The 12,443-nt window shown below is 42.2% G+C and carries 12 protein-coding genes; 9 read left to right on the top strand and 3 right to left on the bottom strand.

The window, feature by feature from the left end; all coding sequences use genetic code 11:
- Positions 1-29 precede the first annotated feature (29 nt).
- A complete protein-coding gene (gene fmt / locus JWR61_RS02130) occupies positions 30-995 on the bottom strand; it encodes a methionyl-tRNA formyltransferase (RefSeq protein ID WP_301926210.1) in 966 nt (321 codons plus the stop codon).
- 139 nt (positions 996-1,134) lie between these two features.
- On the opposite strand from fmt, the gene JWR61_RS02125 reads away from it, so the two are divergent.
- On the top strand, positions 1,135-2,823 hold the full coding sequence (locus JWR61_RS02125; RefSeq protein WP_301926209.1) for a DUF1800 family protein: 1,689 nt from the start codon (positions 1,135-1,137) through the stop codon (positions 2,821-2,823).
- 120 nt (positions 2,824-2,943) lie between these two features.
- The gene (locus JWR61_RS02120; protein ID WP_301926208.1) at positions 2,944-4,236 is read left to right on the top strand and encodes a DUF1501 domain-containing protein; all 1,293 of its coding nucleotides are present in this window, start codon (positions 2,944-2,946) and stop codon (positions 4,234-4,236) included.
- A 138-nt stretch (positions 4,237-4,374) separates the two neighbouring features.
- Here JWR61_RS02120 and JWR61_RS02115 read toward each other — a convergent pair whose 3' ends face one another.
- Positions 4,375-5,631 carry a DUF1343 domain-containing protein gene (locus JWR61_RS02115; RefSeq protein ID WP_301926207.1) on the bottom strand — a complete coding sequence of 419 codons (1,257 nt, stop codon included), beginning with the start codon at positions 5,629-5,631 and terminating at the stop codon, positions 4,375-4,377.
- A gap of 208 nt (positions 5,632-5,839) precedes the next feature.
- Between JWR61_RS02115 and JWR61_RS02110 the strand changes: the two genes are divergently transcribed.
- From JWR61_RS02110 to JWR61_RS02085, 6 genes are all read left to right on the top strand, one after another.
- Positions 5,840-6,268, top strand: a complete 429-nt coding sequence (locus JWR61_RS02110) for a peptidylprolyl isomerase (protein WP_290340277.1) — start codon at positions 5,840-5,842, stop codon at positions 6,266-6,268.
- Between the two features lie 30 nt (positions 6,269-6,298).
- Entirely contained in the window at positions 6,299-6,655 is a 357-nt protein-coding gene (locus JWR61_RS02105; RefSeq protein ID WP_301926206.1) for a four helix bundle protein, read from the top strand.
- Positions 6,656-6,697: 42 nt separating this feature from the next.
- Complete coding sequence (pepT, locus tag JWR61_RS02100) at positions 6,698-7,948, top strand: peptidase T (protein ID WP_301926205.1); 1,251 nt, start codon at positions 6,698-6,700, stop codon at positions 7,946-7,948.
- A gap of 104 nt (positions 7,949-8,052) precedes the next feature.
- Positions 8,053-8,979 (top strand): SPFH domain-containing protein, encoded by a 927-nt coding sequence (locus JWR61_RS02095; RefSeq protein WP_290340274.1) that lies wholly within the window; start codon positions 8,053-8,055, stop codon positions 8,977-8,979.
- Positions 8,980-9,167: 188 nt separating this feature from the next.
- Complete coding sequence (locus JWR61_RS02090; RefSeq protein ID WP_290340273.1) at positions 9,168-9,848, top strand: MotA/TolQ/ExbB proton channel family protein; 681 nt, start codon at positions 9,168-9,170, stop codon at positions 9,846-9,848.
- Positions 9,849-9,963: 115 nt separating this feature from the next.
- Positions 9,964-10,365, top strand: a complete 402-nt coding sequence (locus JWR61_RS02085) for a biopolymer transporter ExbD (RefSeq protein WP_301926204.1) — start codon at positions 9,964-9,966, stop codon at positions 10,363-10,365.
- Positions 10,366-10,487: 122 nt separating this feature from the next.
- On the opposite strand, the gene prmC is transcribed toward JWR61_RS02085, so the two are convergent.
- The gene (gene prmC / locus JWR61_RS02080) at positions 10,488-11,354 is read right to left on the bottom strand and encodes a peptide chain release factor N(5)-glutamine methyltransferase (protein WP_301926203.1); all 867 of its coding nucleotides are present in this window, start codon (positions 11,352-11,354) and stop codon (positions 10,488-10,490) included.
- A gap of 21 nt (positions 11,355-11,375) precedes the next feature.
- On the opposite strand from prmC, the gene ribD reads away from it, so the two are divergent.
- Positions 11,376-12,434 (top strand): bifunctional diaminohydroxyphosphoribosylaminopyrimidine deaminase/5-amino-6-(5-phosphoribosylamino)uracil reductase RibD, encoded by a 1,059-nt coding sequence (ribD, locus tag JWR61_RS02075; RefSeq protein WP_367881786.1) that lies wholly within the window; start codon positions 11,376-11,378, stop codon positions 12,432-12,434.
- Positions 12,435-12,443: the final 9 nt, after the last annotated feature.

The following is a 12,443-nucleotide window of genomic DNA, read 5'->3' as shown; positions in this document are numbered from 1 at the left end:
CATTATACTGGTATGCCAGTGCCGGCTGTCTAGGCAGGCCAGCGGTAACCCCTCAGAAAATCCTCCACCATCATTTTCTTTTTACCTTCCAGTTGTAATTCTTTGATGGAAATGTAGCCATCGGTGCAGGCAAATTGTAAAAATGTTTTTTTATCCGTTTCAAACTCACCTGGCTTTATGGAAGGAGTTGTAAAGATTTTGACTGCTTTATACACTTTCATTTTCTTTCCGTCTAAAAAAGTAAAAGCGGCAGGATAAGGCGATAAACCACGTATGAGATTATATACATCCTCCATCGGTTTAGTCCAGTTGATAAGGCAGGTTTCAGTGAAAATTTTGGGAGCATGTTTCAATAATTTTTCCGCAGCTGCTTTTTCGATTTCACTACTTTCTGTTGAATCCTGAACCTGTTCCGTAAGGTTGCCGGCAACCAATGCTTCCATTGTTTTTAGTAAAAGATCGGCGCCCGCTATCTTCATCCGGTCGTGCACTTCGCCGACGGATTCATCTTCGCCAATGGCAAGACTTTGCTGCATTAAAATATTACCAGTATCAATCTCCTGCTGTAATTTAAATGTGGTGACACCCGTTTCTTTTTCACCGTTGATGATAGCCCAGTTAATAGGAGCAGCACCGCGGTATTGCGGCAGCAACGACCCGTGTACATTGATGGTGCCCATGGGCGGCATGTTCCAAACCACTTCGGGCAACATCCTGAAGGCCACTACTACCTGCACATCAGCGTGCAATGCTTTCAGTGTTTCCAGGAATTCAGGGTTCTTTAATTTTTCCGGTTGCAGTACATTCAGACCATGCTGAACCGCATATTTTTTAACATCGCTTTGCTGCAAGTCCATACCCCGGCCGCCTGGTTTATCCGGTGCAGTTATCACGCCAACAATATTACAGCCGGCCTGTACCAGTTTATCCAAAGATGCCACTGCGAATTCGGGCGTGCCCATAAAAACAATCTGTAAATCTTTCAAATTTTTCATCGTCGCAAAGTTAAACTTCCTTCGCAATAATCAGTCTGTACATGACCTCACCAGTAGATTTTTAAACGCGGGTTTATTTACACGTAACATTTGTTAAGGTTTTGAAAACTAGGCATCTTACTACAATGAACTATTATTAATGAAAGTAAGTTACAGTATGGAACGAAAAGACTTTTTTAAAATCCTTTTGTCTAAGCAGGAAGCAAAACCCGGGGCATCGCCAACAGCCGCACTCACCAGCACTTTAAAGAGATATAAAGGCAAATGGGATGAGCAGGCGGTTGTATATTTTTTAAAGCATACGATGTTTGGTGCAAGGCCTGCCGATGTGGCTTTTTTTAAAAAGAAGAACTTAAAAAAGTCAGTTGCAATAATGTTAAACGATGCAGCTTTACCAACCACATCACCCATCAATAATTATGCAAATGATAAGATAGTAGATGAACAGGTACCGCTGGGAAATTCTTGGGTGAATGCCACTAATGTAAACGGAAAGATCAACTTCAGGCGCCGCAATTCCTACAAGCAATGGTGGATGGGTTTAATGATCAACCAGGATCGCAGCATCACAGAAAAGATGGTGTTGTTCTGGCACAATCATTTTGCCACCGAAACAAATATAGCAGAAAATCCCGTGTATTGTTACCGCTACAATTTGTTGCTCCGGCAGCATGCTTTGGGTAATTTTAAAGCCCTGGCAAAAGCAATGACAACCGACCTCTGTATGCTGCGCTATCTGAATGGATATGCCAATACAGCGAAGGCTCCTGATGAAAATTATGGAAGAGAGTTGCAGGAATTATTTACCGTGGGGAAGGGGCCGGGTTCACACTATACGGAAGCGGATGTAAAAGCAGCAGCAAGGGTTTTAACAGGTTACAAAATTGACAATAAGATATTCACTTATTCCTTTGAACCCAACAGGCATGACGAGACTGACAAACAGTTTTCAGCCTTTTATAGCAACACTATTATTAAAGGCCGGGCCGGGGAAGATGGTGCCCATGAACTGGATGATTTGATAGAAATGATTTTTGCACAGGACGAAACCGCCAGGTTCATTTGCAGAAAGCTGTACCGCTTTTTTGTTTTTTACACAATAGATGATGCCACAGAACAGGAGATAATAATACCGCTGTCTGAAATTTTGCGGAAAAAAAATTTTGAAATAAAACCGGTATTGCAAGCCTTACTGAACAGCCAGCATTTTTTTGATATGGCTTTCCATGGAACAACCATTAAAAGCCCCGCTGATTTCTGTGTAGGACTGATGAGGGAATTTAATGTGGCGCTTTTACCGCCCGGCGATATGTTTGCCGAATATTCCATGTGGGAGTTTGTGCACAACCAGGCATCCGCCATGCAGCAAAATATTGGCGACCCGCCCAATGTGGCCGGCTGGCCCGCTTATTATCAGCAACCGCAATACTACAAATTATGGATCAACTCAGATACATTGCCACGGCGCAACCAACTTACTGACAGGTTATTGAGCTATGGCTTTACCGCAAAAAACGGCAGCAAAATAAATATTGATCCCATCGCTTATGCCATGGCACTTCCACACCCGGAAGACCCGGATGCATTGATCAGCGACAGCATTCAGATGTTGTATACCGTAACACTAGCAGATGCTGAAAAGTCGCATATCAAAAGCAACATTTTATTATCCAACCTGCAGGGAGAAGCAGCCAATCATTACTGGACCAATGCCTGGCATACCTTAATTGAAAAGCCGGATGATGCAGTGAATAAAAAAGAAGTGTTGAATAAATTAAAGAACCTGTATAAATATCTGTTGAACCGACCAGAGTACCAGGTGTATTAAAACCCTGACGGCCGTTTTTAATCCAGTCAGTGGTTCAGTAAACGAAAGAATAACATGATGTAACCTAACAGCGACGCGTAACCGAAATTGTAGGAGCCATTACAAGTAAAAAATCTCAGCATGAAAAGAAGAACCTTTTTTAAATATACGCTTCCTTCAGTGGTGATGCCGGCGCTACTGGGCGGATTTAAAATAAATGCGTTTGCGGGCAATCCGCTGCTGCAAAATTTATTGCATGCGGATACCAATGGCAGGGTGCTCGTAGTGATACAACTTGCGGGAGGCAACGATGGCTTAAACACGGTAATACCTATAGAATTTTATGGAGCTTACAAAAATGCGAGGCCGAATATCGCCATTGCGCAGGAAAAAATATTGCCACTCAACGGCTGTAATGCCACAGGTTTAAACCCTGCCATGGCTCCGTTGCAACAATTATTTAACCAGGATAGGTTAGCAATTGTGCAGGCTGTAAGCTATCCCCAGCCAAGCTTTTCACATTTCAGGGCCACCGACATCTGGCTAACCGGCGAAGAAAGCAACCAGGTATTAAACACTGGGTGGATGGGCCGATACCTCAACCGGCAATACCCGGATTTTCCGGACCATTATCCTAACAGCATCATGCCCCATCCGTTGGCCATACAGATTGGCTCGGTGGTTTCAACGGGCTTGCAGGGCCCTGCTTTCCCCATGGGAATGGCCATCAGTAACCCGGATAGTTTTTATAATATGCTCAATGAAAAACAAGGCCAGCTGTCTGCATCGCCGGCGCAGGATCAGCTGGATTATATACGCCAGGTAGCTGAAAAAACAGATGCCTATGGAGATGTGATAAAAGCCGCAGCAAAGAAAATTACCCGTCAGTCAACCAAATATGACGATAATAAAAAGAACCCGTTAAGCGACCAGTTAAAAATTGTTTCAAGGCTGATTGCAGGAGGGCTGCAGACAAAAATTTACATGGTAAGTATGGGCGGTTTTGATAATCATGCCAAACAAACAGATGCCGCTGATACCAGCAAGGGAACACACGCCAACCAACTGCAAAGACTATCCGAAGCCATTGCGGCTTTTATGGATGATCTTGCTCTGCAGCAAGTTGCCGACAGGGTAGTGGGCATGACATTTTCCGAATTTGGCCGGCGAATAAAATCCAATGCGAGCGGTGGTACCGATCACGGTATAGCAGCGCCGGTGTTTGTTTTTGGCCAGCCGGTGCGGTCAGGGATAATAGGTAGTAATCCTGTCATCCCGGAGAATGCGACAGTAAATGATAACATCACTATGCAGCATGATTTCAGGGCGGTGTATGCTACGCTACTAGAAGACTGGCTGGGTGTAAAACCATCCAATATTCCTGATATTTTACAAAAGAATTTTGCCACGCTGCCATTGATAAAAAAAGGATAGGAAGTTTTTGTTACCAGCTAAGAAGCTCTCTGAAGCTGCATTGGCGACGCTCCGTTCAAATTTTATTTTTCTATTGGGCTTTTATTACGTTGTAGACAGGCATTCAAAATTTTTAAAATTTTGTTGGTAAATTTCGTCCTATTCAAAGTCTCTATACAGCAAATATTTCTTCCTTATTTTTTTATAATTACTTAATGCCGGTTCCCAGCTCTTTCTTATTTCGGCTTCAGTTTTACCCTGCCTTACTTGCTGCGCCAGCATATCATTACCCGCCAGCCTGTTGATGAAATTATTTTTTAAAAAGAAACTATCCTTGCCGGGAAAGAGTTTATATGCATTCAGTAAATATTTTAGCTGAATTTTTTTGTTAAGTTCTTTGAGGATTTTTTCAGGCGATCCGCCCAGGTCCCAGCCGTAGCATTGCTGGTAATAACACTTGCTGCTTTTAGCGCCCTCATTGGGTTTGGGCGTAAAGGCGTACATGGTGTTGGGTAACGTTGGGTGGCCAATCAATTGGAAAGGTTTGTCTGTCCCGCGGCCTTCGCTCAATACCGTGCCTTCAATAAAACAGGTAGAAGGATAGAGGTAAATACTTTGAATGTCCCTGATGTTTGGCGAAGGCGCAACCGGCAAAACATATTTGCTGTTGTGATCGTAGTTGGCACATTTTATAACCAGTACATGAAAAGGCGTGTCCTTGGTTGGTTTGGTAGTAATGTTATAACTGTTGATTTTGTTGGCTTCCGGCGTTAGCCATTTTTCACCGGCTAACAGTAACGCATATTCGCCAATGGTAAGGCCATAGACAACGGGCACGGGTTGCAAACCGATGAAACTTTTAAATTTCGGTTCCAGCACCGGGCCGTCTACATAAAAGCCGTTGGGATTTGGCCTGTCCAGTATCAACAGTGGTACATGATTTTCCAGGGCTGCTTCCAGGTAATATTGCAGGGAGGAGATGTAGGTGTAAAAACGGGTGCCGATATCCTGTATGTCAAACAATAAAACGTCCACGCCTTTGCAGTCTTCTGCTGTAGGTTTTCTATGGTCGCCGTAAAGGCTGATGATAGGGATACCTGTTTTTTTGTCTACTGCATTGCCCAGCTCTTCACCTGCGCTTGCCGTGCCCCGAAAGCCATGTTCGGGTCCGAATATTTTTACTACTTTAATACCGCTTTTTACTAATGTATCTACCAAATGCATGCTGCCTACCATGCTGGTTTGGTTAGCAAAAACCGCTACGGACTTGCCTTTCAGCAGGGGCAGGTAAACTTCCATGCGCTCGGCGCCGGGGATGATGCGTAAACTTTTTGCTGGTTTGTTTGTTGTCTGTGCGTTGGCGAATGAAAATAAGGCCAGGGCGGTTATTAAAAGAAAAACTTTGTTATAATTCATCTTTCAAAGGTCTATAAAGTTTTTTAATTGGGAGGTGTAGTTTTTAATTAATAAATTGCCAAAAAACGGAGCATTACTGCTTTTCAGGGTACTCGAACAGATGTTCAACAGAACTTAAAAAGTATAAGAGTGCGACGCTAATGAAGCCAGATGGTAGTACAACTGTTTGGCCAAAAAAATAAATTATAAATTATTAAAAAAATTAAAAATGGCACAAGTTAAAGAAGGGGATGTTGTAAAAGTACACTACACGGGTAAGTTGGTAAACGGGGAACAATTTGATTCTTCGGTGGGCAGGGAACCATTGGAATTTACCGTGGGCGCAGGGCAAATGATTAAAGGCTTTGACGCGGCCATGCCGGGTATGAATGTGGGTGAAAAGAAGACCATCAACATTGCACCGCAGGATGGTTACGGCGAAAAAAGTGAAGAAGCAATCATAGAGTTTCCAAAGGAACATGTGCCTGCTGATATGAAGCTTGAAGCAGGTATGCCGCTAACACTGAGCAACCAGGAAGGTCAGCCTGTACCGGTGATTGTGGTGGAAGTAAAAGATGACGTGATCATTTTAGATGCCAATCATTTTTTAGCAGGGCAGGAACTGGTGTTTGATATTGAATTGGTGGAGATCGTGTAGAAAGCAATAAGCAATAATAAATAGGCAATAATGCTGAACCTTAATCATAAAAAGCTGAAGGCTTGGCAACTTGCGATTCAATTATACAGAGAAATACTATTGCTTGTAAGAAAATTGCCGAAAGAAGAAATATTTAATTTAACCTCACAAATAAAAAGAGCAGCACTTTCTATAACTAACAATATTGCCGAAGGTGCAGCAAGAAAATCTGCTGCAGAAAGAAAGCGGTTTTATGAAGTCGCACGTTCTTCCGATGTAGAAGTAGATAATTGTTTTGAAGTAATCTTAACGTCTGCGTATTTAAATAAAGAAGACATTTCGGTAGCTGAAGATTTGGTCGAGCAAATTTTCAGACTGCTTTCAGCAATGATTGATAACACGAAATGAATTATTGCTTACTTACTATTCCCTATTGCCTGAATTTACACCATGATACAAATAAGTCCTGATAACATGGCCGAACGCTTCATGCGGTATGTGCAAATTGATACGCAAAGTGACCCCACCAGTTCGGCGCATCCAAGTACGGAAAAGCAAAAAGACCTGAGCAGATTATTGCACCGGGAATTATTGGGCATGGGCATTACAGATGCCTCGACGGATGAATTTGGCTATGTATATGCAACGATACCCGGCAACAGTGAGAAGAAAAATATTCCTGCCATTTGCTTTTGTGCGCATGTAGATACGGCTCCGGATTGCAGTGGTACCAATATAAAACCTATTCATCACCGCTACTATGACGGGGCGGATATTGTATTGCCAGATGACGCAACGCAGGTGCTTTCGGTGACTACATCACCCTATTTAAAAGAACATTTGAATCATGGAATTATAACGGCAAGTGGCTTAACGTTGCTTGGTGCGGATGATAAAAGTGGTGTGGCTGCCATTATGGAAGCGGCGCTTTTTTTTAAGCAAAACCCCGCGGTGAAACACGGCGATATCAAAATTTTATTTACACCGGATGAGGAAGTTGGGCAGGGAACAGCAAAAGTAGATATGCAAAAATTGGGTGCCCAATATGGCTATACAATGGACGGCGGTGAATCGGGTTGCCTGGAAGATGAAACCTTTAGTGCGGATGCCGCAATCATTACCATCCAAGGGGTAATTGTTCATCCGGGTTATGCAAAAGATAAACTGGTAAACGCATTAAAAATTGCCGGTGCTGTGCTGGATGCGTTGCCCAAAAATGAATGGAGCCCGGAGACAACTTCCGGTAAGGAAGGTTTTGTGCACCCGGTAGCTGTGAACGGTATTGCGGAGACAGCGACCCTTCAATTTATTGTAAGAGATTTTACTGTAGCCGGTCTACAGCAGCATCATAGCCGGCTGAAAAAAATTGCTGAAGAAGTTGTGTCAGGCTTTGCCGGTGCAACCATGGAATATGGCATAACCGAACAATACCGCAATATGAAGGAAGTGCTGGACCAGCATCCGGAAGTGGTGGCTTATGCAGAAGAAGCGATAGGGCGTGCAGGCTTAACCGTAAAGAAAGAAAGCATTCGTGGTGGTACAGATGGCAGCCGCTTTAGTTATATCGGCATGCCCTGTGCCAATATATTTACAGGTATGCAAAATATTCACAGCAAGCTGGAATGGGTTGGTACCAAAGACATGGCGAAGGCTGCGGAAACGATTGTGCATTTGAGTATGATTTGGGAAGAGCGGGGATAGAAATTTCGGAAATTGCAGGAACAGGTCGCGGCCCGTTCCTGCAATAAAGATTTTCTGCACTGCATTTAAAACATTGCTACCTTTCGTCCCTAAAATTTTTAACAATGGAATTACTAAAAGATTTCTGGTGGTTGATACCCATTTTTATGCTGATTGCAGGTGGGCTGTTTACCATCAATCAGGGAACCATCGGTGTGGTTACCCGGCTGGGAAAATATCACAGTATTAAAAGACCCGGCTTAAATTTTAAAGTACCTTTTTTAGATCAGCTGTACAAAAGAGTCAGCATTCAAAACCGTTCGGTTGAACTGGAGTTCCAGGCCGTAACGATTGACCAGGCCAATGTATATTTTAAATCAATGCTGCTGTATTCGGTATTGAATATTGATGAAGACACGATCAAGAATGTGGCCTTTAAATTTATCAGCGAAAAAGATTTAATGCAGGCATTGATACGCACGGTGGAAGGAAGCATCCGTGCATTTGTATCTACAAAAAAACAGGCGGAAGTGTTGAACGTGCGCAGGGATATCGTAGAGAATGTAAAAGAGCAGGTGGATGTGCAGCTCGAAAGCTGGGGCTATCACCTGCAGGATCTGCAGATCAATGACATTACATTTGATGAAGCCATTATTACCAGTATGAGCAAGGTAGTGGCCAGTAATAACTTGAAAGCAGCAGCTGAAAACGAAGGTCAGGCTTTGCTGATCACCAAAACAAAAGCGGCAGAAGCAGAAGGTAACGCCATTAAGATTGCTGCAGAAGCAGAGAGACAGGCGGCACAACTACGCGGACAGGGTGTGGCATTGTTCCGGGAAGAAGTGGCCAAAGGTATGAGCCAGGCAGCAGAGCAAATGAAGCAGGCCAACCTGGATACCAATGTAATTTTATTCAGTATGTGGACGGAAGCCATTAAGAATTTTGCGGAGTACGGAAAAGGCAATGTGATTTTTTTGGATGGCAGCAGCGAAGGCATGGAAAAGACAATGCGGCAGATTATGGCCATGCAACAGATGGACGGAAAGAAATGATTGCAGCAATAAAATATTTTATAATGGGAGCCGGATTTATCCGGCTCTTGTTGTAAGTTTACTTTAACATTTTTTTGTAGTGCAATTGATGTTTGTTTGCGTTACAAAGAGCAGTCAAAACCTATTGGCATAATTATCGTAAAATAAACACACCATAAACAATTACTTTTGCCCAAAATCAGTTAAACATGTTTGATATTCTTTTACAGGTAGATACTACTAAAGTGGCCACAGAATTGTTGTCGCAAAAATCAGAAAATGTTTGGGGTGTACTGGCCAAAGGCGGCTTGCTGATGATCCCTTTGATGACCCTGCTGGTAGTAGCGATTTTCTTTTTTATTGAAAGGTTGCTGACCATTACCAAGGCGGCTAAAATTGAGGATAATTTCATGAGCATTATCCGGGACAATATTGTTTCGGGCAATGTAACAGCCGCGAGGAACCTGGCTAAAAATACCAACAACCCGGTAGCCAGGGTAATTGATAAAGGCATGCAACGCATTGGTAAACCCATTGATGCCATTGAAAAAAGTATGGACAATGTGGGTGTACTGGAAATGTATAAACTGGAGAAAAATTTATCTATCATCTCTATTATCGCACGCATTGCGCCGCTGTTTGGATTTTTAGGAACCATCATTGGTATGCTGGCGCTTTTCAAAGGTATAGCCGCCACATCAGAGTATACGCCCAATACTATTGCGGATGGTATTTACATTAAGATGATTACTTCGGCTACCGGTTTAATTATTGGTATCCTGGCTTATCTCGGTCATAGTTTTTTGCAGGCGCAAATTGCAAGGATAGAAAATAAAATTGATGCAGCAAGTGCTGAGTTTGTAGATATTTTGCAGGAACCAACAAGATAGAGATGTCAATGGTGAATGGGCAATGGTGAAAACTTTATAGTTTACTATCCAGATTTACCGCGACAATTTACTGCAGACAATTCAAAATTGACCATTCACAATTCACGATATAAGTATGAGCTTAAGAAAAAAATTTAAAGGGGAAGGCGCGGAAGTAGATACCGGTCCGTTAAACGATATTTTATTTATCCTGATGTTCTTCTTTTTAATCATTTCTACATTGGCGAATCCCAATGTGATAAAGCTGAGCAACCCCAAAGCAAAAAGCGATACGAAGGCCAAGCAAAGCGTGATTGTAAGCATAGATAAAAACCGTGTTGTACATGTTGGCCAGCAAAAAATAATTTTTGATTCGCTGGAATCGCAGTTGAAGTTGCATATTCATGTTGGCGACAGCATTAAGCCTGCCGTGGTAATCAATGCCGATTCATTGGTAGCCTGGAAAGATATTGTAAAAATAATGAGTGTGGCTAAAAGACTAGGTGCTACTACATCAGCTTCGGTTTCCAATCAATAATATGTTGATTTCCGCCAAGGCTTTAAGACCTTTGTTTTTATTAAGACATACGCCTTGTTATTTTAGATATCTGGTAGTGCTTTACATGGCATATCTTAACGTCTTCCCAGCAGAAATATTAGCTAGGCAAAAGAAGCAGTTACCATTCTTTCTTTTCCAAAAAGATCTTTTTTAATCAATACAGTTTTGTAATCCCTTTCAAAAAGTGATGCAGTTTCTTTTGCAAAATCTTCATGCGTTTCCATAAAAATAGTGCCGTTTGGGTTAAGATGGGTTTTACCAAAAGCCGCTATCTTTTCATAAAATAATAAGGGTAAATTATCCGGCACAAATAAAGCCTGGTGTGGCTCAAAGGCCGTTACATTGATATCCAGTTTATCTTTTTCGTTTAATGGAATGTAGGGAGGGTTGCTGACGATACAATCAAACTTCGGTAAATGATCCCATTGATTTTCATCTAAAAAATCAACTGCCAGAAAATCAATATCAGTTTGTTGTGCCGCAGCGTTTCCTTTGGCAATTTCTAAAGCATCCATACTGATATCTATTGCGGTAACGCTTGCTGCAGGCATATTCTTTTTAATGGCAATAGCAATGCAACCACTGCCGGTACCAATGTCTAAAATAAATGGTGTTGTATTGTAAATCTTAACCTGATCCAACACCAGCTGAACCAGTTCTTCTGTCTCCGGCCGTGGAATTAAGACATGTTCATTTACGGTTAATTTCATCTTGTAAAACCACGCTTCGCCTAAAACATATTGCACTGGCGTATGTTGCAATAGGGCAACTAGTGCTTTGTCTAACTGTCCTTCTACTAATGGCGATAAAAGAAGCGCTGGATTTTTTATTACGTCAAAACGTTCAGTGCCGGCAAGGCTTTCAAACACCCAATCCGTAATTACCGTAGCTTCACGAATGGTATAAATAGTTTGCAGCTGCTGTAAAAAAAAGCGATATTGTTGTTGAACCACCATCTTAGCAAACATAGTTTATTTTTCTATTCTTAAATTTGCCGCCTGACAAATCATGAAACATATATACAACGGTGCCTGCAGCTCGCCAGACTGGGAGCAGGTAATGTAGCGCCCAACCCAATGGTAGGGGCGGTACTTGTATACCAGGATCGCATCATCGGCGAAGGCTATCACCAGCAATATGGCCAGGCGCATGCCGAAGTAAATTGCATCAACAGCGTGCTTGCATCCAATTATTCACTCATACAAAAAAGTACATTGTATGTGTCACTGGAGCCTTGTGCACATTATGGTAAAACGCCTCCCTGTGCCGATCTGATCATCCAAAATAAAATTCCGCTGGTAGTAATTGGTTGCAGGGACAGTTATGAAGAAGTAGATGGAAAGGGCATTCAAAAATTAGAGCAGGCAGGTATTGAAGTGATCACCGGTGTGTTGGAGAGAGAAGCGCTTGAACTGAACAAACGGTTCTTTACTTTTCACACCAAACAACGGCCCTATATTATTTTAAAATGGGCGCAAAGTAAAGATCATATCATTGCCAATGCCAATTATTCCGCGATAAAAATCAGCAATGATATTACCAACAGGCTCGTGCATAAATGGCGCAGTAAAGAAGCAGCCATCCTGGTAGGAACCAATACTGCCTTGCATGATAATCCTTCGCTTACCAACCGTTTGTGGAACGGCAATAACCCGATAAGGCTGGTTATTGACAAGCAACTAAAATTACCCGGCAACTTGCATATTTTTGACGGTTCCGTAAAAACAATTGTATTTAATTATTTGAAGAATGAGGAAAAGGAAGGCCTTCTGTTTTACCAATTGCCGGCAGAAGAAAATATTATTCCCGGTTTACTGGACGCATTGTACAAATTAAAAATTCAAAGTGTTTTGATAGAAGGAGGTACCCAATTATTACAATCATTTATCAATGCAGGTTGCTGGGATGAAGCAAGAGTTATCACCAATGAATCGCTGATTATTGAAAATGGAATAGAAGCGCCGAAGTTAAAAGGTCATCGGTTGCCAAGTACCGAAAAAATAAACAATGACAGTGTGGCTTATTATGAAAGCACAGAGCCGCAATAAATAGAAGCA

The sequence above is a fragment of the Ferruginibacter sp. genome (genome assembly GCF_028288465.1).
Taxonomy (GTDB): Bacteria; Bacteroidota; Bacteroidia; order Chitinophagales; family Chitinophagaceae; genus Ferruginibacter.
The sequence above is the reverse complement of the archived record's forward strand: the minus strand, read 5'-3'. Positions and strand labels throughout refer to the sequence as shown.